The sequence below is a fragment of the Neobacillus rhizophilus genome (assembly GCF_018343535.1).
GTDB lineage: Bacteria > Bacillota > Bacilli > Bacillales > Cytobacillaceae > Neobacillus > Neobacillus rhizophilus.
The window spans coordinates 1-21763 of record NZ_JAGYPF010000005.1 but is presented as its reverse complement, the minus strand read 5'-3'; the positions used below and the strand labels follow the sequence as shown (position 1 = coordinate 21763).

The window sequence follows — 21763 nt, the reverse complement described above, 5'->3', positions numbered from 1 at the left end:
AAAATGACAGAGTTTTCTGTTAATTTCAACAATTGGAAATATGGATTTTTTTAGCTTTGAATGGGAATGGATTAAGTAAGAAGAAAATTTTTGAATGCACATAGGAGGTGCTGGAAATGAAACTTGTCGATGAATTGTATGAAATGTACCGGAACAAACTGACCGGCGATGAAGAGGATATTGATATGCTTGCCTTTGCTTTTTTAGAAGAAATGTCACACGAGGACTTGATTGCTTTAATTCATGACATGGATAAGCAGGAACTATATGATTTGATGGGGCTTTACCTCATTGAAAGCTTAAAGGGGAAGTTTGCTCAGGAACAATACGGTGGGCAGCGGACTCATACTTACTATCCTCGAAATATTCATTGATTTTCTACATAATGGCAAAAAGGAAGCTGAATTCATCAGTTTCCTTTTTATTTACAGCCGAAAAATTAAAAACATGTTACAATAGAGGGGAAAAAGGAGGAGAAATCTTTGTCTATTGTGATGATCGTATCAATCATTATTGTTTTTGTCGTTCTTTTCTTAGCAGTCATTACAACATCAAAAGCATACACTTACAAACATACGGTTGACCCGTTGGATAACAATCAACATTTAAACGAAGCCAATGAAAAAGATGATGAGCCAAAGAACGCATAAAAAAATTCCTATTCTTGCCGAATAGGAATTTTTTCTTTTTATGCAAATATCTGCTTTAGCTCTTCCTTGTCCTGCTCAAGCCAATAGCGCATTAGGCGCTTTGCCCCTTCTAAAGTATGCATCTTTGCCTGGCCGCACTGCCTTTCATTTCCCGCAGGAACCTCGGTAAGTTCCAAAGCATCCTTCATGGTATCCTCAAGAAGGTCAATGACTTCCTCCACTGTCGGCTCTCCGCTGACGACTAGATAAAAACCCGTTTGGCAGCCCATTGGAGAAATATCAATTATATCAAAGTGGTCATACTTCTCTGCATGCTTGCGGATAGTGTAGGCAAGCATGTGCTCAAGACTATGAATAGCATCCGGCTTCATCGCCTGTTTATTTGGCTGGCAAAAGCGGATATCATATTTATTAACAACACCGTCAGAACCTACCTTATGCACACCACAGTGTCTGACATAAGGAGCTTTCACGGCATTATGATCTAAATCAAAGCTCTCTACTGAAGGCATCCTAATCATCTCCTCTATAAATCTATTCTCTATCATACTATAAATTCCGTGTTTTTTCTGCAACATATTAATTACCAATTTAGACGTTTTATTGGATTTGTGATATCTTGAAGGAAATTATATTAAAGGAGCAGCTTTATATGTTAAAGAAATTATTCATCGCCCTTATTCGGTTTTATCAAATAGCCATCTCGCCTTTAAAACCTCCTTCCTGCCGCTTTTATCCAACCTGTTCTCATTATGGGCTTGAGGCTGTTCAGCGTTTCGGGGCTATTAAAGGCGGATATTTGGCTATTAAAAGGATTTTGAAATGCCATCCCTTTCATCCAGGAGGAGTCGATCCTGTTCCTGAAAAATGGCAGGACCACAAAAAACATTAATCCTGATTACCGTCAACCACTAGGTCGAGCTTACCTGTCCTTGGATCAATAACGAGCCCGTGAACAGGTACACCACCCGGCATAAGCGGATGCTTTTTAATCATCTCGACACTATGCTTTACACTGTCAGTTACACTATCAAAGCCATGCAGCCATTGATTAAAATCAACTCCGGAATAGGCTAGTGTATCAAGGGTTTCCTGACTGACACCCCGTTCCTTCATCTCTGCCACGACTGGTTCTGCTTTCAATCCACTCATCCCGCAATCATGATGTGCGATCACAAAAACCTCTTTTGCCTGAAGCTGATAAAGGGCAATTAAAATGCTCCGCATAATACTTCCAAACGGATGAGACACAATCGCCCCGGCATTTTTAATCAGTTTTACGTCCCCATTCCCTAAATTCAAGGCCTTTGGCAAAAGTTCTAGCAGCCTTGTGTCCATACAAGTCAGGATTACTGCTTTTTTATTCGGATATTTAGTTGTCTCATACTTTTCATACTCGCGTTCTTCCACAAATTTTTTATTGAAGTCAAGAATATCATTTAATAATGATGAATTTTCCATTTATTCACTCTCCTTTATATATCTCTTTTTTAAGGATACATAAAATTCATTCTAATATACAATTTTTTCACTTGCAGAAACGGCAAATTTTTTGTAAGATACATAAGTAAATCGGAATTGTTACGTATTAGATTCATAATATTTAAAATTTTTTAGTTGTTAAATCGGAATAAATACGATTTAAAAAGGAGCTTTTATGAAAAAACTAATTCTTTTTCTTTCTTTTCTGCTGCCGTTAAGCTTGGTTTTATCAGCATGTGGAAATAATACCGAAAAAACTACAAAAAAGAAAAATCAATTGACGATATATACGACCGTTTTTCCACTGCAATATTTTACGGACCGGATTGGCGGTAAATATGTAAAAGTGGCTACAATCTACCCACCAGGCGCAGATGAACATACCTTTGAGCCTTCTCAAAAGGATATGATGAATTTGGCTGATTCAGACTTATTTTTCTATATTGGCCTTGGCCTTGAGGGATTTGTAGAAAAAGCCAAAGGTACCTTAAAAGATGAAAATGTTACCTTAGTACCTGCTGCGGAAGGGCTGAAACTGCCAAAAGACCACCATTCATCTGAAGAGGAGGATCATGAAGATCATGCTGGGGTTAATCCTCATGTTTGGCTTGACCCTGTTTATTCAAAGGAAATGGCAGCAGTAATCCGTGACCAATTAGCTAAAAAACTCCCACAGCGAAAGGCTTACTTTGATGAAAACTACCAAAAGCTTGCTGACGAGCTTGACGAGTTAGACGCAAATTTTGCCAATACGATTTCGCAGGCAAAGCATAAAAAAATCATTGTCACCCATGCGGCCTTCAGCTATTGGGAAACCCGCTATGGAATAGAACAGATCAGCATTTCTGGACTTTCCACAACCAACGAACCAAGCCAAAAAGAATTAGAGAAAATCATTTCCATGGCTGACCATGAAGGACTTCACTATATGCTGTTTGAACAAAATGTCAAATCCAAGCTCGGCAAGGTCGTGCAAAAAGAAATTGGCGCACGTGCGCTGCCAATTCATAACTTGGCGATTTTGACAAAGGACGACATCAAAAATAAGGAAACCTATTTTTCATTAATGAATAAAAACTTAAAAACATTGGAAACAGCATTAAATAATTAATTGAAACAATTTGGATTTCCGGCCAATGATTTACGTTTTCACCCAATTACTTACTGACATGCATATCACACAATCATCAAATGCTATACCTGTATTACCAAATATGTTAAGGAGTGATACACATGGCACAGGATGTTTTATGTGAGGTCAATAACTGTACATTTTGGGCACAGGGAAACAAGTGCAGCGCAGACCAAATTTACGTTGTCAGCCACACTGGGAAAAAGGCTGATACAAGCAAAGAAACTGATTGTCAAACGTTTGAAGCGAGCAATCTATAAAAGATAAAGAACCAGTCGATGGCTGGTTCTTTATTTTTCGTTTATAAGTTCGTGAAGGTGTCTTCTTAAAAGCTTCTTCGCAGCGTTCCTTGGCAGTTGTTCTGCAAAATAGAATTGTTTAGGGACTTTGTATTTTGCCAGCCGTGTTAGGCAAAATTGATGGATCTCCTCCAGCGTCAATGCGGCGCCTTCCCTTTTCACTATAAAGGCAATTGGCACTTGTCCCCATTTGGCAGCATCTGTACCGGTAACACCTGCTTCCGTTACGTCTGGGTGCGATAGCAACACGGATTCAACCTCTGCAGGATAAATATTCTCACCGCCTGAAATAATTAAATCGGAGCGCCGGTCCAATACATATAAAAAACCTTCTTCATCAACGTACCCGATATCGCCTGTATGGAGCCATCCTTCACGGATTTTCTCTTTGGTTGCGTCCGGCCTGTTCAAGTATCCTGCGGTTACATTTGGTCCCTTCACTACAATTTCTCCTGCATGTTGGGGCGATGCCGCCGTGTGGTCATCCAGTTCAATTCTAAGCTGGGATGGAAATAACGGTTTTCCTGCCGAACCAAGCTTGCTTAGGCTATATTCCGGAGAAAGGGTAACAATTTGCGATGAGGTTTCCGTCATTCCATAACTTTGGAACACAGGTAAATTTTTTTTAACACACGCCTCTAGCAATGGCAGCGGGGCTGGGCCGCCGCCCAACAGAAAACAGCGAAAATGTTCCGGAAGTCCGCTAACTGTCAAAGCATCAACAATACTTGTAAGCATCGTTCCCACAACTGACATAATCGTAACCTTTTTATCACTAATATCTTCAATCGTCTTCTGCACATCAAATTTTTCATGAAGGACAATCGGCATTCCATAAATGATGCTCCGCATTATAATAGAGAATCCGCTGATATGGAACAGCGGCACTGAACAAAGCCAGCAGTCACTTTCTACGAAGCCTAAATTTAACGCCGAGCCGGTTGCGCTCCACCAGTGGTTGCCATAGGTTTGCAAGACACCCTTGGGATGACCGGTAGTTCCTGAGGTATACATGATCGTGCAGATATCTGATAGGCTGATTTCTTCTTTAATATCAGCGGAATCATTTTCTTTTGCAAACAAATCACTCTTTGTAATTGTGGCAAGAGATGCAAGTTGTTGATTAATAACCATTTTAATGTCAGTAAATGAATCCTCTAGTATCAATAAAGAGGATGTTGAGTCCTCTAGTTGCCAAATAAGCTCTGATGGTGTTAAGCGATTATTTAAAATGACTGATTTGACACCCAAAAGTTGAAGAGCAAAAAATATAATGACAGTATCTAGATGATTTTTCAACAGAACACCTACAAAATCATCCTTTCGAACGCCAAGCCCTTGAAGTTGCCCTGCTACATTGAGTGAATAATCATAAAGCTCTTTAAATGTTAAAGCTTTATCCTGAAAATAAACTGCAATCCTATCAGGTGTTAGAAAGGCTCTTTTTATCAAAAAATTTGGCATTGTTTCGTTATTCATATTTATCATCCTTTATAAAAAACAGCCTGATGGAGACCATCAAGCTGTTGTAACGTTTTTTCATCAAGGGAAACGCGGGAATTGGCCGAAGTCTGGCTTGCGCTTTTCTTTAAAGGCATCGCGTCCTTCTTTGGCTTCGTCGGTTGTATAGTATAAGAGCGTTGCGTCACCGGCAAATTGCTGAAGTCCAGCCAATCCATCGGTATCTGCATTCATGGCCGCTTTGATGAAACGAAGTGCGGTTGGGCTCTTTTCAAGCATTTCCTCGCACCATTTGATTGTTTCTTCTTCTACCTGTTCAAGCGGAACAACGGTATTGACTAAGCCCATATCAAGCGCCTCTTGGGCATTGTATTGGCGGCATAAATACCAGATTTCACGTGCCTTTTTATGACCGATAATACGGGCAAGATAACCTGAACCGTAGCCTGCATCAAAGCTGCCTACCTTAGGACCTGTTTGTCCAAAAACAGCATTATCAGCTGCAATCGTTAAATCACAGACTACATGCAGAACATGACCTCCACCGATTGCATAGCCTTTAACCATTGCCACAACCGGTTTTGGAATAACACGAATAAGGCGCTGAAGATCAAGTACGTTTAGGCGCGGAATTTGGTCCTCACCAACATAGCCGCCATGTCCGCGAACGCTTTGGTCGCCGCCGGAACAGAATGCCTTGTCTCCTGCACCTGTTAAAACAATGACGCCGACTTCGGAATCATCACGGGCATAGGCAAAAGCATCGATTAACTCCATCACTGTTTTTGGTGTGAAAGCATTATGTACATGGGGACGGTTAATTGTGATTTTGGCTATTCCGTTATACGTTTCATAAATGATTTCATCGTATTTACGACCTGGAATCCATTCAACTGCCACTATAAATTCCTCCTTTGTTTGTATTTGACAAAAAGTCACTTACTATTGTACCAAACTTTTCGGGTTCTTCCACATGAATTGCATGACCGCATTGTGCGATCGTTACCAAAGAACTATTTTTCAGCTCCTTGTCCATTTTTTCAGCAATCCTGCAGAACTTCAAATCTTCCTCACCGGTGAGCAGCAAAACTTCACAGGCCAGTTTATCTAATTGCCCCCACCAAGAAGGCTGAGAACCTGTGCCCATACCTAGCAAGCTATTGGCAAGACCAATAGGAGAATTGTTTAAGCGCTGTTCCCTGACTTTTCCTTGTACTTTCTCCGTTCGCCTCTTCATGGTTGAAAATAAAGGGATATTCTCCCAGTATTCAACAAACTCCTTTATTGCTTTATCCTTAATAAAATGGGCTAATTCGGCATCTTTCATACGGCGCTGTTTTCTTTCGTCCTCTAATTCAAGACCCGGCGAAGCGCTTTCCAAAATCAATTTTCGAACCCTTTGAGGATATAGACAGGCAAATGAAAGGGCAAGCCTGCCCCCCATTGAGTAACCTAATAAATCAATTTGCTCCATCTGAAGTTCATCAAGAATGGAAATTAAATCTTGAGCTGCCTCCTCCATCCGGTATCGGCCCGCATCCTCAGGAGATTCAGTTTTTCCATGCCCGATAATATCGGGAATAATTAACCGCGAGTGTTTTCCCAGTTGTTCGCAAAAGGGAGTCCAAGTTGATGAATCTCCCGTAAATCCATGAAGCATAACGAGGGGGAATCCCTTCCCGCATATCTCGACATGATAGCGGATTCCGCCGGTAACTATCCTCATTTTTGCTCACCTTTGACAAAATTTGATATTGCCTGGGAAACCCCACTCCAAAATTCGCGGTGCTCGTCTCGATTTTTGTCTCTATTTGTGACAATTTCATAGACATTTATGCCTGCCGCATCTCTTGATTTTTCCATTTCAATTTGGAAATGGTCCCAATCCTTAATTTTCGTAAATTGTCCGTTAAACATTTTGACGGCATGTTCAAATTCAATGTTTAATGGTGTACCGAAAAGAAGCTCGAAATGCTTCGGATGTTCCGATTGCGGAAGGAAGGAGAAAATCCCGCCGCCATTATTGTTTATAAGGATAATGTTTATATTAATTTGATGCTTCATAGCCGCCCAAAGTCCATTTAAATCATGGAAAAATGTTAAGTCTCCAAGGACCAAATATAATGGCTTTGAGTACATCGCCGCACCTAAGGCGGTGGATACAGTCCCGTCGATGCCGTTCGCACCCCTGTTAGCCATAATCTTAATTGACTTGCCATTTGTTAAAAAAAAGCTGTCCAAATCACGAATTGGCATACTGTTCCCAACAAAAAGGTGCGCACCGTCCGGCAGCATCTCAGCAAGCTGATAAAATAGCTTTCCTTCACTTAATTCGGTAATATCCCGGATTGAGGACATATTTTCTTTTGTAAGGTCATTTACTTTTTTCCAAGCGTCTAAATATCCCGTCTCCACCCGAGGTTTGGAATATGCTGAAACTTTTTCACAAAAAATTGCTTCATTACAAAAAATCATATTGGTCGACAAGATAGCAGGATCCCGCCAGCCTCCTCCTCCATCGACCACAAATTGATCTGCATTCGGATTTCCTTTGATAAAATTGGTTAACGCTTTAGACACCGGCATCGAACCAATGCGGATAATCACGTCCGGTTTAAGGTAAGATTTCGCATCTTCATTTCTTAAAAATGTGTCGTAAGTATCAATAATTTGATCATTTGCATGCTGCCCACTTCTAAGCTGTGATAGCGGGTCTGCTAAGATTGGAAACTTTAATTGATTAGCGAGCTTCGCTACAGCAATTGCGAAACGTTCATCGGCAATATTTCCGCAAACAATGATCCCCTTCGCTTTGCCTGCCAACCGCCCGGCGATTTCTTGATACTCCATGTCGTTTATGTTTAGTTCACCATTATGTACCTGCACATATCCTTTCGGACGCTCACTCACTGCAAAGAGTTTCTCATCCATTTTAGGAATAAGTGGTTCTCTAAAAGGAAAGTTCAAATGAACCGGACCAGCTGGAGCGCTGGCTGCATATGAGGCAGCACGGGAGCAGACTGTCCGCACGTAGCGGATCATCTCATCATTTTTCTCAGGCAGTGCCATTTCTGCAAACCATTTGACGTGTTTTCCGTACAAATGAATTTGGTCAATCGCCTGCGGTGCCCCTACCTCGCGCAACTCATGCGGCCGGTCTGCTGTCAAAACCAGCAATGGGACTCGTGAATAACGCGCTTCGACAATAGCCGGAAAGTAATTGGCAGCGGCTGTACCTGATGTGCAAAGAATAGCAACGGTTCGATTTGTCGCCTTGGAGATTCCCAATGCAAAAAAGGCGGCAGAGCGCTCATCCACGTGGATGTGGACGTTTAAATCCGGATGTTCTGCCATTACCAATGCCATTGGGGTGGATCTTGACCCGGGACTGACCACCACATCGGTAATCCCGGAAAGAACCAGCTCCCCGACAAATGCAGCGATATAAGCAGTTAATGATTCTTGATGATTCATACTATTTTCCCCCAAGTGCCCGAAGCATTGGCCTAAACTTCAAGCTTGTCTCTAAATATTCACTTTCGGAATCAGAATCAGCAACAACCCCGCATCCGGCAAATAAGGATGCTTCCTTGCCTTGTAAGAGGCCCGAGCGAATGGCTACTGCAAATTCCCCATTTCCTTCGTAATCCAGCCAACCTACAGGGGCTGCATAAAAGCCGCGGTCAAGCTCCTCAACTTGACGGATTTTTTCAACCGCTTCTTTCTTCGGAAGTCCGCCAAGAGCAGGGGTTGGATGCAATCTTTCGACCAAATGCAATAGTGAACTATCACCACTGCATTTTCCGATTACCGGTGTATACAAATGCTGTATGTCCCTGATTTTCATTAGCTGCGGTTTATCAGGAAGGATGATTTCTTCACATGATTCCTCTAGTGCTTCCTTTATCATTTCCACAACATATTGATGTTCAAGCAAGTTTTTCTGGTCAGAAAGCAATTTTTCTCCCAGTATTCGATCCTCCTCCGGGGTATGTCCCCGTGAGATGGAACCAGCAAGGCAGGTAGAGAAAAGTTCGGTGCCATTCTTTTTCACCAGTCTCTCTGGAGATGCTCCAAGAAAACAATCGCCACTCGATTCAAGAGCAAAGATAAAGCTTTCATGCTGTTGTTCATTTAAATGTTGCATGACTGCCTCTGAAGCAACAAGGTCATTAAAATTTAACCGAAGTTCCCTGGCAAGAACTACTTTTTTAAGCGGGCCTCTGATTAATTCCTTTACCATTGCATCAACTGTATTTTTCCACTTCTCAGGTGAAATTTCCTTTGTTTCCAGAAGGGCAGGCAGAGCTGTGTGGTGGTGTTTCTGAAGAGACTGAAAAAGTTTATTCCGTTCATCGATTATATGTTTATATAACAATTCATCATCGTTCGGTGTAAAGATAAAATTAGTTGTAAAATAGACTTGTCCCTTAATAACACTCAAAAGATATTTTGGCAGATAAAATAAAGAATCATCAAATTTAGACCAGAGCACTGTCTTTTCTTTGTATGGATCAAAAGAAAATCCTCCAAATATCAGCGGGCCTATTCCAATTTGGGAAAATGGATTGGAAATAAGGCTGTCTTTTAAAAATTCCTTCCATTCTCTTTCAATAAGGCCAAAACGGTCATCTGACTGATCTATTTGGAATTGCTTAGAAATTCCTAGTCCCGCTAAAATAAATTCGTCTTTTGGATCCTTCCAAAAAAACCGTTCGCCCGAATAGTGTTCATTCCCACTAGAAAAGAATAAAAGGGGGTCGATATGATTCATTTTTTCAACTTCACTCATTAAAATGGGACGGCCAAGTTCTTTTGCTCGCTTCATCGCCAAAAGACTTCTTTCCTTCGTTTCGATTTCCTGAATGGTAATCAAGCAAATCCCTCCAAAACAGCCAATTAGGGCTGTCTCCATTCATTTTAAACCTTTTTAAAGATACTACTCCCATTGTAAAGAAGTCAATAATGGTTGTCACTACTTCTCCTGATTCATTTCCTTATTATATGTCAAATTTCCGAAAATCGGTTGCAAAAGGCTTCGATACACTCATTTTCCCACTAAATATGGATATTACTCGAGAAGGGATTATCTTCTAGTTTTGAAAGTAAAATATAATTGACACTCCACTTGATATTTCCTACACTTAGGTTTGGGTAATAACCATTCTTTATAAATACGTTTTGTACAGATAGATCATGCATTTAAAAGGGAGGAGAAAAAATATGCAGCCAAATTTACGGGAAGGTTCTAAACCTGTTGTTGACTCAAACCGCGGCTTCCAGGTTTGGTGGCAAATGACCCGCCCCCATACTTTAACAGCAGCGTTTGTTCCTGTATTGCTAGGCACTGCACTGGCACTTCGGCACGGGAAAATTCATTTCGGTCTTTTCTTCGCCATGCTGATTGCAAGCCTGTTAATCCAGGCCGCCACAAATATGTTTAATGAATATTATGATTTTAAACGAGGACTCGATACAGAGGACTCTGTCGGGATTGGCGGCAGTATTGTCCGGGACGGAATAAAGCCAAAGACTGTGATGCAGCTGGCATTAGGACTCTATGGAATTGCTTTATTATTGGGAGTTTATATATGTGCAAACAGCAGTTGGTGGTTAGCTTTAGTGGGCTTGGTATGTATGTTGATTGGATATTTATATACAGGCGGGCCGCTGCCAATCGCCTACACACCTTTCGGAGAATTGTTTGCCGGTTTCTTTATGGGGATGATGATTATTTTAATCTCATTCTTTATCCAAACAGGGACAGTGGACAGCACAAGTATTCTTGTATCAGTGCCAAGTTTTATTTTGGTCGGTGGAATTCTTTTGTCCAATAATATCCGCGACCTTGACGGTGACAAAGAATTCGGCCGGAAAACATTGGCCATTCTCCTAGGCAAAGAAAAGGCCATCTACCTATTGGCAGGGATGTTTGCTTTTTCGTATGTCTGGATTTTGGGGCTGATAATTGCGGATATTGCCCCAATTTGGACGGCACTCGTTTTAATAAGCACACCCAAACCGATTAAATCAGTTAAAGGCTTTATTAAGGGTACTGTGCCAATTCAAATGGCACCAGCGATGAAAGCTACCGCCCAAACGAACACCATCTTCGGCTTCTTATTAGCCATCGGCATCTTTGCCGGTCACTTTTTCTCATAAAGAAAACTCGCCGATTGGCGAGCCCCTAAGGGCGAAGACAGAGGCGTAGTTGAATTTATACTTTCCTATTAGCGAAAAAAGGGGGCCTGCCCCCGGCGCTTTAAAATCGCCGGGAGTCAGGCCCTTCTTTCTATTTTACAGGGTGAATTCCCCATATATCTTTGGCGTATTCCTTTATCGTTCGGTCGCTCGAGAAGTAGCCTGCATGGGCAATGTTAGTCAGGCACATTTTCTGCCATTTTAGTGAATCCGCATAGGCTTCTCCTACCCTCCGCTGGGTATCTACATAGGAAGCGAAATCCTTTAAGACAAAATATTGATCGTTTTCTTCAAGCAGAGAGTCAAAGATTGGTTCAAACTCGTTATGGACGCCCGGGAAAAATCCGTTTACCAGCTGATTGACAGCCTGCTGTATCCGGTTATCATGATGATAATATTCAACTGATTCATATCCGCCGTGCCGATAATAATGGAGGACCTCCTCGGCCGTTAGACCAAAGATAAAAATATTATCGTCCCCTACCCTTTCATGAATTTCTACATTTGCCCCGTCCAAAGTCCCTAACGTCAATGCCCCATTAATCATAAACTTCATATTCCCCGTACCTGATGCTTCCTTGCTGGCCGTTGAAATCTGCTCGCTTATATCTGCAGCAGGAAATATTTTCTCCGCCAATGAAACGCGGTAATTTTCCAAAAACACAACCTTCATCTTATCGCCGACTTTTGGATCATGATTAACTTTCTCAGCTACTGTATTGATTAATTTAATAATCTTCTTCGCGTAATAATATCCAGGAGATGCTTTTGCTCCAAAAATAAATACCCTCGGCACCATGGAAAAACTGGAATCTTCCAAAATTCGATTATATAGGTGCATGATATGCAGAACATTTAGAAGCTGTCTTTTATAAGCGTGCAGACGCTTCACCTGGACATCAAAGATGGCATCAGGATTGACGGAAATACCGTTGTGCTTATAAATCACTTCAGCCATATTTTGCTTATTCTCCTGCTTGATTGCTGCTAATTTCCCTAAAATCGAGTAATCGTCTTGATATTTAAGGAACTGCATCAGTTCATGTGCGGAGTGAGTCCACCCATCCCCTATTGTTTCGCATAGGAGCGAGGACAATTTTGGGTTTGCCTTTAACAGCCAGCGGCGGTGGGCAATGCCGTTCGTCTTATTGTTGAATTTCTCAGGGAATAGCTGAAAGAAAGGCCGCATCTCACGTTCCTTTAAGATTTCGGTATGTAATCTTGCCACACCATTTACACTAAAGCTGCCAACAATCGCTAAATGGGCCATTTTGACATACCCATCTGCTATTATTGCTAGTCCCGCAATTCGCTCCCAATCGCCTGGGGTCTCTTTCCAACGTTCCTTGCAGAATCTTTCATTTATTTCCTCAACAATCATGTAAATTCTCGGCAGGAGCGGCTGGAAGATATGAATCGGCCATTTCTCCAAGGCTTCTGATAAGGTGGTATGATTGGTATAAGAGATCGTATTAGTTGTAATCTCCCATGCTTGTTCCCAAGAAAAGCCTTCCTCATCCATCAGAATCCTCATCAGTTCCGGAATGGCTAGAACAGGATGGGTATCATTAATATGAATACAAACATGATGATTCAGCTCTTCAAGGCTGCCATGCTGCTTTTTATAGGACCTTAAAATTGACTGGAGGCTTGCCGACACTAAAAAGTATTGCTGCTTTAGCCTTAGCGTCTTGCCTTCATCATGGGTATCATCCGGATAAAGGAATTCGGAAATGGCTTCTGTCCTCCGCTTATATTGTAAAATATCTTTATGAACTGGAAACTGGGCGGGCTCTGAACTCCAAAGCCTTAAGGTATTAACTGTCTTTGTCTGAAAGCCGACAACAGGCATATCATATGGAACAGCAGTAACTACTTCCGTGTTTATATGTTGAAAAACAAGCCTTCCATTTTCCTGTCGGGTTTCAACTTTCCCCCAAAACGGGATACTGACCGCCAAATCGGCCTTGCGTATTTCCCAAACATTTCCGCTTCTTAGCCATTGCTCCGGCAATTCGACCTGATAGCCATCGACTATCTTCTGTTCAAATAACCCATGTTTATAGCGGATTCCATGGCCATGTCCTGGCAGGTCAGTGGAGGCAAGTGAGTCCAAAAAACAAGCGGCTAGTCTGCCCAAGCCGCCGTTTCCTAAACCTGCATCCGGTTCCAATTCTTCAAGGTCTGCCAATTCAATTCCTAAGTCACTTAGGCCTTCCGCAACGGTTTCCTCCACGCCCAGATTAAGCAGATTCTGCCGGAGGAGCTTGCCTAGCAAATATTCAATCGATAAATAATATACCTGTTTCTCTCTAACTGCCATGTAACGTTCATTGGTGGCAATCCAATCATTACTAACAAATTCTCTGATCATGTTGCCAAGGGTTTGGTAATGATCTCTTGGAGTGCTTTCTGAAAAGCTTTTCCCGCAGAGCATCTCAAGCCTTTTTAAAAAGTCTTCCTTAAACCGTTCTTTATTAGAAAACATGGGTTTCACTCCTTGTGGTTAGTTCAGCATACAGCTGGTTATAGCGGAAAGCTGATTGAGCCCAGCTATAATCCATTTCCATTGCCTGTTTTACGATTGATCCCCATGTTTTTTTATCATGATAGAAGTTAATTGCCCGCTGTATCGTATAAAGCATATCGTGAGCATTGAAGTTACGGAAGGAAAACCCATTTCCCTCTTTTGTGAACTCATTCCATGCCTTCACCGTATCATTTAAACCGCCCGTCTCCCGAACAATTGGGATGGCTCCGTATTTCATGGCTATCAACTGGGAAAGGCCGCACGGTTCAAACAGGGATGGCATCAAGAATAGGTCTGCCGCTGCGTATAATCTATGCGCAAGTCCCTCATCAAAGCCGGTATGAACCTTCAATTTTTCCGGATAAATCCGGGCTGCCTGCCGTAAATATTCTTCATATTCATAATCCCCGGTTCCAAGGATAATAACTTGGATATCCTCCTGTAAAATCTCCCGAAGGACACATTTGATGAGATCAAGTCCCTTTTGTCTAGTCAGCCTCGAAATCATCACCATTAACGGTACAGCAGCGGTTTGCTTTAGGCCAAATTGCTTTTGAATTTCCTTTTTATTAACGGATTTCTTCTTAATGTCTTGGCTTGAATAGGTTTGTAAAAGAAAGTGGTCATGTTCAGGGTTATAAAAGTCATCATCAATTCCGTTTAAAATTCCCAAAAGATCTTCATCTCTTGTCTTCAACAAGCCGTCAAGCTTTTCCCCGTAGTTAGCTGTTTGAATTTCATTTCGATAGGTTGGACTCACGGTTGTGATGGTGTCTGCTGCAACAAGCGCACCCTTCATGAAATTGACATTTCCGAAAAACTCTAAATGTCCAGAATGGAAGGATTGTTCATCAAGATCGAACAGGTCTCTCAAGACCTCTTTTGAAAAAATTCCTTGAAATTGCAGATTATGAATGGTAAATACAGTTTTTATCTGACCATATCCTGTCTTCTTGTAATATTCTTTTCGAAGCAGGTAGGGAATCATGGCCGTATGCCAATCATGGCAATGCAGTACGTCGGGATAAAAGTTCAACCCTTCTATGACCTCTAGCACCGCACGGTTAAAAAAGGCAAATCTTTCTCCATCATCGTAATAACCGTAAAATCCTTCACGTTTAAAATAATATTCGTTATCGACAAAATAAAACGTTACACCTTGATGGACTAGTTCCTCAATCCCGCAATACTGCTTTCTCCAGCCGACAGAAACGGAAAATTCCTTTATCTTCTTCATTCTTTTTTTATATTCGTCCGAAATGGTTCCATATTTGGGAAGAATGACCCTCACATCAGTACCCAGACTTTTTAATTCTTTTGGCAGAGATCCGGCTACATCAGCAAGGCCTCCCGACTTTGCAAATGGTCCACACTCTGACACAGCAAATAATACTTTCACGAATTCATCAACGCTCCTTGCCTCGTACCTTTTCTGATTACAAACGGTGCCCCCGCTGTGCCAGTTAAATGTGTCCCTGATTCAACCCGGACATCTTTATCCAAAATAACCGAATCCAAGTAACAATTGTCCTCAATTTGGCATTTTTGCATGATGACACAGTTCTTAATGACTGTCCCTTTTCCGATTTTTACTCCACGCGAGACAATACTGTTTTCAACAGCGCCGCTAATTAAACAGCCGTTTGCAATCATTGAATTTTTTACCGATGATCCTTTTAAATACTTAGCAGGCGGCTCATCCTTAACCTTTGTTAAAATAGGCTGGTCATTATTAAAAAGATTTTGCCAAACGTTAGGCTTTAGCAAATTCATGCTGGTCGAGTAATAACTTTCAATTGAATCTATCTTGACGGCATATCCATCATAATCATATTGGCAAACTGTGTAATCATTATGGATATCGCTGACGACATCTTTCATACAGCTGTACCCAGTCTCAAATCTAGTTTCAATCAGCTTCATCAACAGAGAGGTTTTGATTAAATACATTTCTAATGATCTTCCATCCTGATGATGGATTTCGGTAATATCGCAGTTTGCATGCATATGCCATTCTAGCATGGGTTTAAAATTCATATTTAAAATAGTGTAACAATTTGTGATAATCGCATATTCCTGAGTGCTGCGATAAAAATAATCCATATTTGCCGCGAAAAGATCAAAGGAACCTATCCCTTTAGGATAGCTGCCTACGACTGGAGAAGGAAAAAAGAAAAGGCCATCCCTTTTCCGATTTAGATCCCAATTCTTCCCTGACCCTAAGTGGTCCATCAAGGAACGATACTGCATTTTTGGAAAAATTGCGACACTGCGAATGCCGGAATTCACCATATTTGAAAGGACAAAGTCAATAATACGATAACGGCCTGCGTAAGGCAGCGCCGCCAAAGAACGATGTGTTAATAGGTCATCCAAATCCTCATGATAGGTAGTTGCATCAATAATACCTAAAAGCTTTCTTTTCACGCCAAAGTCCCCTCCAGTTTCCTCTTATCACCTAATATTTGTAGCACCCAGTCCGACTGGACTTTCATTCTATTTTTAATAGGCAGAGTACAATGCTTTTAACATTTCCTCTGTGACTAGGATGATTTCATCATCGAAGGAACGAATGACCGTTCCGTCCGGTATTTTCACGTCACACGGCACAATCGCTTTTTCAATAAAACAATTGCTGCCAATTGTTGCATCCGGCATGATCACAGACTCCTTAACAGTGGAATCTTTTCCTACCGTTACGCCATGGAAGAGAACTGATTTATCAATTTTCCCTTCAATCGTACACCCTTCATTAATGAGTGATTCCATTACTCTGGCATCCGGGGAAATATATTGCGGAGGACGATTAGGATTAACAGAATAAATTCTCCAGTCATGGTCAAATAGATCTAATTCGCAATCTTCCTCCAATAAATCCATATTGGCCTCCCAAAGACTCTTTACAGTGCCAACGTCTTTCCAATAGCCTTTGAACGGATAGGCATATAATTTTTTATTTTCTTCAAGAAGTCTTGGAATGACATCTTTCCCAAAATCGTGACTGGAGTCCGGATTGCGTGCATCCATTTCCAAATATTCTTTCAATATATTCCAACTAAAAATATATATGCCCATCGATGCAAGATTATTTTTAGGCTCACTTGGCTTTTCCTCAAATTCCAGAATTCTCAGTTCATCGTTTGTATTCATAATCCCAAACCGGCTGGCTTCCGCCCAAGGTACCTCGATCAGGGAGATTGTTACATCTGCTCGTTTTTCAATATGGTATTCAAGCATGGATTCGTAATTCATTTTATAAATATGGTCACCAGAAAGGATTAAAACGTAATCCGGCTGGTACTGCTTTAAGTAATTAAGGTTTTGATAGATGGCGCTTGCCGTACCGGTGTACCACTTCACTTCTGAGGATTCACTGTAAGGGGGTAAAACGGTTACCCCGCCATTTTTACTGTCAAGATCCCATGCACTGCCTATTCCAATATATGAATTTAACAAGAGCGGCTGATATTGCGTTAAGACGCCGACAGTATCAATTCCGGAATTTGCACAATTGCTTAAGGTAAAATCTATGATCCGATACTTCCCTCCGAATGGCACTGCCGGTTTTGCGAGGTCCTTTGTAAGAGCATTAAGCCTGCTCCCTTTCCCTCCTGCCAGCAGCATGGCTACGCACCTTTTCTTTTCCATTGCCTTTTCTCTCCTTCCGTTTTTTCACTTGTCTTATCATTTGAAACCCATACGGGGCAATTGTGAGCTTAATAGAATACGGTCTTCCGTGGAAGGACTCATCTGAAGCCGGAATGGTGTGCTTATTAATGTGGCCGGCACCACCAAATTCTAAGTCATCATTATTAAGAATTTCCCGGTATTCACCAGGGTTTGGCACGCCTATCTGATAATCCTGATAGCTGATGCCCGTAAAATTGCAAATGATGATTATCGCATCCTCTTCCTTCTTCCCTTTTCGAATAAAGGAAAACATAGACTGCTCGTTGTTATTAACATCCATCCACTCAAATCCATCCCACAGATGATCGAGTTCGTAGAGGGCTTTCGTGCGTTTGTAAACTTTCGTTAAGACTTTCACATAGGCATTCAGTTTTCGGTGCAGCTCGTAGTCCAAAAGATGCCAATCTAGCTGTTCTTTATCTTTCCATTCCGCGAACTGTCCCAGTTCAAATCCCATAAATAGCAGCTTCTTCCCGGGATGGGCAAACATATAGCCCAGTAAAAGCCTTAGCTGGGCAAATTTTTCCCAATAATCGCCGGGCATCTTATCCAATAATGATTTTTTCCCATGGACAACCTCATCGTGTGAAAACGGGAGCATAAAGTTTTCTGAGAACGCATATAAAAGTGAAAAAGTGACCTTTGAATGGGCCTGTGACCTTGCAAACGGCGGCGTTTCCATGTATTCAAGCATGTCATTCATCCAACCCATATTCCATTTGTAATCAAATCCAAGACCGCCATAACGGACTGGGGTCGTTACCTTCGAAAAATCGGTAGAGTCTTCCCCTATCATTAAAAAATATGGATTATAGTCGTTTATTGCTTGATTAAGTTTTTTTAAGAAAGCAATGCCGAAGGGGTTTTCACTTTTTCTATTTGAGGCATTCGGCCAATAAATGATATTGGCAACAGCATCCATTCTGAAGCCATCGATATGGTAATTTTCCATCCAAAATAGGGCGTTTGAAATGAGGAAACTTTGCACTTCTCCTTTTCCAAGGTCAAAATTGGCTGTGCCCCAGATGTGGTTTTCCCTATCATTTAGATGGGAATAGGAATAAAGATGTGTACCGTCAAAATTATATAACCCATGAGCGTCCTTGCAGAAATGCCCAGGTACCCAGTCAAGGATGACCCCTATGCCATGCTGATGGCACTGTTCGACGAAATAGCGGAAATCATCCGGAGTCCCGTACCGCGATGTTACGGAGAAATAACCAGTCCCTTGGTACCCCCAAGAAGCGTCAAGTGGGTGTTCAACCAGCGGCAGCAGTTCAATATGCGTAAAGCCATGCTCCAATACATAAGGGACAAGTTCTTCCGCCAGTTCTCGATAGGTTAAAAAATCACCATTATCCTTGGTCTTCCATGAGCCCGCATGAACCTCATAAATGACGGCTGGTTCTGCCAGGAAGTTCGATTGTGCTTTGCGACTCATCCATTGAGTGTCACGCCATTTATAGTCCCCCAGCGAATAAACGACAGAGGCTGTATTTGGCCTTAATTCTGAGTAAAAAGCATAAGGATCTGCTTTTAACAGTCGTTTCTTTGATTTTGTGGTGATTTCATATTTATAATTGCAGCCATCTAAATTTTGCTTGATGACAATAATCCATACACCCTCACCATTTACTTTTTGTAATTCATATCCATCACCATTCCAGTGATTAAAATCCCCCACTAGCCTTACTTGGAGGGCATTCGGAGCCCAAACGCAAAATCGTGTATAAGTCTCTGCGGAATCCTTAAAGATATGAGCGCCAAAAAGCTGATGACTTTGAAAAAGATTTCCCTCGTGAAATAAGTGAAGCTGGTAATCAGTCGGAAAAAATGTATTCACTGCCATGGCTCTCCTCATCCTCACCTGAAAATATGTATTTCAAAAACCAATTATAAGTGCAAATAACAAATAATCCTTGTAAAACTTTTTTATCTTTTCTGACAGCAAGCGGGGAATGATTCTAAAAAATCTGTTTTTTTGACACAAATCTTCGTAATACGACAAAAAATCATTCAATTTTCGACATGATTCTATTAAGTTTTTTTGTAATTTTATTGTAAAAATAGTTTGAAAAGTTATTCAATTTTTGAAAAGTTAGATACCAACATTTACGGAGAATAGGAGATTTGCAAGCGATTTCAACACTTTATTGCATTGCAGGAATAGAAAAAAGGTTATATTAATATAATGATTTGCATGTTCAAAAACAACAAAAAAGCTGATGACTATATGTCATCAGCTTTTTTGTATGACCCCTACGGGATTCGAACCCGTGTTACCGCCGTGAAAGGGCGGTGTCTTAACCGCTTGACCAAGGGGCCAAATGGCAGAGAAGAAGGGATTCGAACCCTCGCGCCGCTTACGCGACCTACTCCCTTAGCAGGGGAGCCCCTTGAGCCACTTGGGTACTTCTCTATTTGGCTCCGCAGGTAGGACTCGAACCTACGACCGATCGGTTAACAGCCGATAGCTCTACCACTGAGCTACTGCGGAATAATACTATGGTGGGCCTAAATGGACTTGAACCATCGACCTCACGCTTATCAGGCGTGCGCTCTAACCAGCTGAGCTATAGGCCCATAATGGAGCGGGTGATGGGAATCGAACCCACAACAACAGCTTGGAAGGCTGTGGTTTTACCACTAAACTACACCCGCATTATAATGGGGCGGCTGATGGGAATCGAACCCACGAATGTCGGAACCACAATCCGATGCGTTAACCACTTCGCCACAACCGCCGTGATGTTTTTTAAAATGAAAGGTGGCTCAGGACGGAATCGAACCGCCGACACAAGGATTTTCAGTCCTTTGCTCTACCGACTGAGCTACTGAGCCATTATTAAATCATTTTTTCTATTGAGCCAAAGATAAATGGCGGTCTGGACGGGACTCGAACCCGCGACCTCCTGCGTGACAGGCAGGCATTCTAACCAACTGAACTACCAGACCGGATTGCGGGGGCAGGATTTGAACCTGCGACCTTCGGGTTATGAGCCCGACGAGCTACCGGACTGCTCCACCCCGCGATAATAAGAAGTATTAAATTTACGTCATGCTAAAAGCTAACGTAGGACTGTATCAATCTCAGAAAGCTTATTCAAACAGCAGCTCGATTGATACAACTCGCAGATTATTCATCGAAGCAACGCTCGTTGCTCCACCCCGCGATAATAAGAAATATAAAATTGAACTTTATGGCGGAGGAAGAGGGATTCGAACCCCCGCGCGGTTTAACCCGCCTGTCGGTTTTCAAGACCGATCCCTTCAGCCAAACTTGGGTATTCCTCCATAAAATATGAAACTAATGGTGGACCTTGTAGGACTCGAACCTACGACCGGACGGTTATGAGCCGTCTGCTCTAACCAGCTGAGCTAAAGGTCCAAGTTAAGGTTCTCAAAAGATAATTTGGTAGCGGCGGAGGGGATCGAACCCCCGACCTTACGGGTATGAACCGTACGCTCTAGCCAGCTGAGCTACACCGCCAAATTACATATTTAAATCTAATGGTGGAGCCTAGCGGGATCGAACCGCTGACCTCCTGCGTGCAAAGCAGGCGCTCTCCCAGCTGAGCTAAGGCCCCATGATTTTAGTGAGAATGGTCGGGAAAACAGGATTCGAACCTGCGACCCCTTGGTCCCAAACCAAGTGCTCTACCAAGCTGAGCTATTTCCCGTACTATTAAATTTAATGGCGCGCCCGACAGGAGTCGAACCCATAACCTTCTGATCCGTAGTCAGACGCTCTATCCAATTGAGCTACGGGCGCATCTTAATTTTAAATGGTGCCGAGGACCGGAATCGAACCGGTACGGTAGTCACCTACCGCAGGATTTTAAGTCCTGTGCGTCTGCCAGTTCCGCCACCCCGGCAATTTTGGAGCGGAAGACGGGATTCGAACCCGCGACCCCCACCTTGGCAAGGTGGTGTTCTACCACTGAACTACTTCCGCAATATTTAAATGGTGCGGGTGAAGGGAGTCGAACCCCCACGCCTTGCGGCGCCAGATCCTAAGTCTGGTGCGTCTGCCAATTCCGCCACACCCGCATATTAAAATGGTGAGCCATGAAGGACTCGAACCTTCGACCCTCTGATTAAAAGTCAGATGCTCTACCGACTGAGCTAATGGCTCAAAATAATAAAGTCTATCCAAAGACAACTTAGTTATTTCTGCTTAAAATCCCTTCGGGATTTCTCGCATGCTTCCGCTGATGTAACTCAAGGAAGTAAGAAGCATGGTGCCGGCTAAAGGACTTGAACCCTCAACCTACTGATTACAAGTCAGTTGCTCTACCAATTGAGCTAAGCCGGCATA

At 42.2% G+C, this 21763-nt stretch carries 18 protein-coding genes and 20 tRNA genes; 6 read left to right on the top strand and 32 right to left on the bottom strand.

Annotation, left to right across the window (positions count from 1 at the left end; genetic code table 11):
• Positions 1–116: 116 nt before the first annotated feature.
• Together KHA99_RS22960 and ytzI are read left to right on the top strand one after the other, a co-directional pair.
• Positions 117–374, top strand: coding sequence for a DUF6154 family protein (locus tag KHA99_RS22960; protein ID WP_213119825.1), 258 nt, complete (start codon positions 117–119; stop codon positions 372–374).
• A gap of 117 nt (positions 375–491) precedes the next feature.
• Complete coding sequence (gene ytzI / locus KHA99_RS22955) at positions 492–650, top strand: YtzI protein (protein ID WP_307852198.1); 159 nt, start codon at positions 492–494, stop codon at positions 648–650.
• Positions 651–688: 38 nt separating this feature from the next.
• Here the strand turns inward: ytzI and KHA99_RS22950 are convergent, their stop codons facing one another.
• Positions 689–1162 (bottom strand): S-ribosylhomocysteine lyase, encoded by a 474-nt coding sequence (locus tag KHA99_RS22950; RefSeq protein ID WP_213119823.1) that lies wholly within the window; start codon positions 1160–1162, stop codon positions 689–691.
• A gap of 140 nt (positions 1163–1302) precedes the next feature.
• Here KHA99_RS22950 and yidD point away from each other — a divergent pair, with 140 nt between their 5' ends.
• Positions 1303–1542: a membrane protein insertion efficiency factor YidD gene (gene yidD, locus KHA99_RS22945; protein WP_213119822.1), complete on the top strand. Its 240-nt coding sequence runs from the start codon at positions 1303–1305 to the stop codon at positions 1540–1542.
• Here the strand turns inward: yidD and KHA99_RS22940 are convergent.
• A complete protein-coding gene (locus KHA99_RS22940; protein WP_213119821.1) occupies positions 1539–2111 on the bottom strand; it encodes a beta-class carbonic anhydrase in 573 nt (190 codons plus the stop codon). The two genes, yidD and KHA99_RS22940, sit on opposite strands and share 4 nt — an antisense overlap.
• A gap of 196 nt (positions 2112–2307) precedes the next feature.
• On the opposite strand from KHA99_RS22940, the gene KHA99_RS22935 reads away from it, so the two are divergent.
• Positions 2308–3243: a metal ABC transporter solute-binding protein, Zn/Mn family gene (locus tag KHA99_RS22935; RefSeq protein WP_213119820.1), complete on the top strand. Its 936-nt coding sequence runs from the start codon at positions 2308–2310 to the stop codon at positions 3241–3243.
• Positions 3244–3365: 122 nt separating this feature from the next.
• Positions 3366–3524 (top strand): DUF1540 domain-containing protein, encoded by a 159-nt coding sequence (locus KHA99_RS22930; protein WP_213119819.1) that lies wholly within the window; start codon positions 3366–3368, stop codon positions 3522–3524.
• A gap of 30 nt (positions 3525–3554) precedes the next feature.
• Here KHA99_RS22930 and KHA99_RS22925 read toward each other — a convergent pair whose 3' ends face one another.
• The 5 genes from KHA99_RS22925 to KHA99_RS22905 all read right to left on the bottom strand — a co-directional run bounded on the left by KHA99_RS22925 (position 3555) and on the right by KHA99_RS22905 (position 9900).
• Positions 3555–5042 carry an o-succinylbenzoate--CoA ligase gene (locus KHA99_RS22925; protein WP_213119818.1) on the bottom strand — a complete coding sequence of 496 codons (1488 nt, stop codon included), beginning with the start codon at positions 5040–5042 and terminating at the stop codon, positions 3555–3557.
• Between the two features lie 63 nt (positions 5043–5105).
• A complete protein-coding gene (gene menB / locus KHA99_RS22920; RefSeq protein ID WP_213119817.1) occupies positions 5106–5924 on the bottom strand; it encodes a 1,4-dihydroxy-2-naphthoyl-CoA synthase in 819 nt (272 codons plus the stop codon).
• The gene (gene menH, locus KHA99_RS22915; RefSeq protein ID WP_213119816.1) at positions 5914–6750 is read right to left on the bottom strand and encodes a 2-succinyl-6-hydroxy-2,4-cyclohexadiene-1-carboxylate synthase; all 837 of its coding nucleotides are present in this window, start codon (positions 6748–6750) and stop codon (positions 5914–5916) included. The genes menB and menH overlap by 11 nt, the downstream gene beginning before the upstream one ends.
• On the bottom strand, positions 6747–8498 hold the full coding sequence (menD, locus tag KHA99_RS22910; RefSeq protein ID WP_213119815.1) for a 2-succinyl-5-enolpyruvyl-6-hydroxy-3-cyclohexene-1-carboxylic-acid synthase: 1752 nt from the start codon (positions 8496–8498) through the stop codon (positions 6747–6749). The genes menH and menD overlap by 4 nt, the downstream gene beginning before the upstream one ends.
• A 1-nt stretch (position 8499) precedes the next feature.
• Entirely contained in the window at positions 8500–9900 is a 1401-nt protein-coding gene (locus KHA99_RS22905) for an isochorismate synthase (RefSeq protein WP_249366874.1), read from the bottom strand.
• A 347-nt stretch (positions 9901–10247) separates the two neighbouring features.
• On the opposite strand from KHA99_RS22905, the gene KHA99_RS22900 reads away from it, so the two are divergent.
• Positions 10248–11186 carry a 1,4-dihydroxy-2-naphthoate polyprenyltransferase gene (locus KHA99_RS22900; protein ID WP_213119813.1) on the top strand — a complete coding sequence of 313 codons (939 nt, stop codon included), beginning with the start codon at positions 10248–10250 and terminating at the stop codon, positions 11184–11186.
• Positions 11187–11316: 130 nt separating this feature from the next.
• Here KHA99_RS22900 and KHA99_RS22895 read toward each other — a convergent pair whose 3' ends face one another.
• The 25 genes from KHA99_RS22895 to KHA99_RS22775 all read right to left on the bottom strand — a co-directional run bounded on the left by KHA99_RS22895 (position 11317) and on the right by KHA99_RS22775 (position 21760).
• Complete coding sequence (locus KHA99_RS22895; protein ID WP_213119812.1) at positions 11317–13713, bottom strand: glycogen/starch/alpha-glucan phosphorylase; 2397 nt, start codon at positions 13711–13713, stop codon at positions 11317–11319.
• Entirely contained in the window at positions 13703–15154 is a 1452-nt protein-coding gene (gene glgA / locus KHA99_RS22890; RefSeq protein ID WP_213119811.1) for a glycogen synthase GlgA, read from the bottom strand. The genes KHA99_RS22895 and glgA overlap by 11 nt, the downstream gene beginning before the upstream one ends.
• A complete protein-coding gene (locus tag KHA99_RS22885; protein ID WP_213119810.1) occupies positions 15151–16182 on the bottom strand; it encodes a GlgC family sugar phosphate nucleotidyltransferase in 1032 nt (343 codons plus the stop codon). The genes glgA and KHA99_RS22885 overlap by 4 nt, the downstream gene beginning before the upstream one ends.
• Before the next feature lie 75 nt (positions 16183–16257).
• Positions 16258–17403, bottom strand: a complete 1146-nt coding sequence (locus tag KHA99_RS22880) for a glucose-1-phosphate adenylyltransferase (RefSeq protein ID WP_213119809.1) — start codon at positions 17401–17403, stop codon at positions 16258–16260.
• Positions 17345–19294: a 1,4-alpha-glucan branching protein GlgB gene (glgB, locus tag KHA99_RS22875; RefSeq protein WP_213119808.1), complete on the bottom strand. Its 1950-nt coding sequence runs from the start codon at positions 19292–19294 to the stop codon at positions 17345–17347. Before glgB ends, KHA99_RS22880 begins: the two co-directional genes overlap by 59 nt.
• Positions 19295–19698: 404 nt before the next feature.
• Positions 19699–19770: transfer RNA gene (locus KHA99_RS22870), tRNA-Glu, on the bottom strand.
• Between the two features lie 3 nt (positions 19771–19773).
• A tRNA-Ser gene (locus tag KHA99_RS22865) sits at positions 19774–19864 on the bottom strand.
• 3 nt (positions 19865–19867) lie between these two features.
• Positions 19868–19942: transfer RNA gene (locus KHA99_RS22860), tRNA-Asn, on the bottom strand.
• Positions 19943–19951: 9 nt separating this feature from the next.
• Positions 19952–20028 (bottom strand) — tRNA-Ile (locus KHA99_RS22855).
• Positions 20029–20032: 4 nt separating this feature from the next.
• Positions 20033–20106 (bottom strand) — tRNA-Gly (locus tag KHA99_RS22850).
• A gap of 7 nt (positions 20107–20113) precedes the next feature.
• Positions 20114–20189: transfer RNA gene (locus KHA99_RS22845), tRNA-His, on the bottom strand.
• A 24-nt stretch (positions 20190–20213) separates the two neighbouring features.
• Positions 20214–20286: transfer RNA gene (locus KHA99_RS22840), tRNA-Phe, on the bottom strand.
• Between the two features lie 37 nt (positions 20287–20323).
• Positions 20324–20400: transfer RNA gene (locus KHA99_RS22835), tRNA-Asp, on the bottom strand.
• Between the two features lie 3 nt (positions 20401–20403).
• A tRNA-Met gene (locus KHA99_RS22830) sits at positions 20404–20477 on the bottom strand.
• Positions 20478–20646: 169 nt separating this feature from the next.
• A tRNA-Ser gene (locus tag KHA99_RS22825) sits at positions 20647–20739 on the bottom strand.
• A gap of 17 nt (positions 20740–20756) precedes the next feature.
• A tRNA-Ile gene (locus KHA99_RS22820) sits at positions 20757–20833 on the bottom strand.
• A 25-nt stretch (positions 20834–20858) separates the two neighbouring features.
• Positions 20859–20935: transfer RNA gene (locus tag KHA99_RS22815), tRNA-Met, on the bottom strand.
• A gap of 21 nt (positions 20936–20956) precedes the next feature.
• Positions 20957–21032 (bottom strand) — tRNA-Ala (locus KHA99_RS22810).
• A 16-nt stretch (positions 21033–21048) separates the two neighbouring features.
• A tRNA-Pro gene (locus KHA99_RS22805) sits at positions 21049–21125 on the bottom strand.
• Between the two features lie 15 nt (positions 21126–21140).
• Positions 21141–21217, bottom strand: a tRNA-Arg gene (locus tag KHA99_RS22800).
• Positions 21218–21231: 14 nt separating this feature from the next.
• Positions 21232–21320, bottom strand: a tRNA-Leu gene (locus KHA99_RS22795).
• 5 nt (positions 21321–21325) lie between these two features.
• A tRNA-Gly gene (locus tag KHA99_RS22790) sits at positions 21326–21400 on the bottom strand.
• Positions 21401–21410: 10 nt separating this feature from the next.
• Positions 21411–21495, bottom strand: a tRNA-Leu gene (locus KHA99_RS22785).
• 9 nt (positions 21496–21504) lie between these two features.
• A tRNA-Lys gene (locus KHA99_RS22780) sits at positions 21505–21580 on the bottom strand.
• 104 nt (positions 21581–21684) lie between these two features.
• Positions 21685–21760 (bottom strand) — tRNA-Thr (locus tag KHA99_RS22775).
• Between the last annotated feature and the right edge of the window lie 3 nt (positions 21761–21763).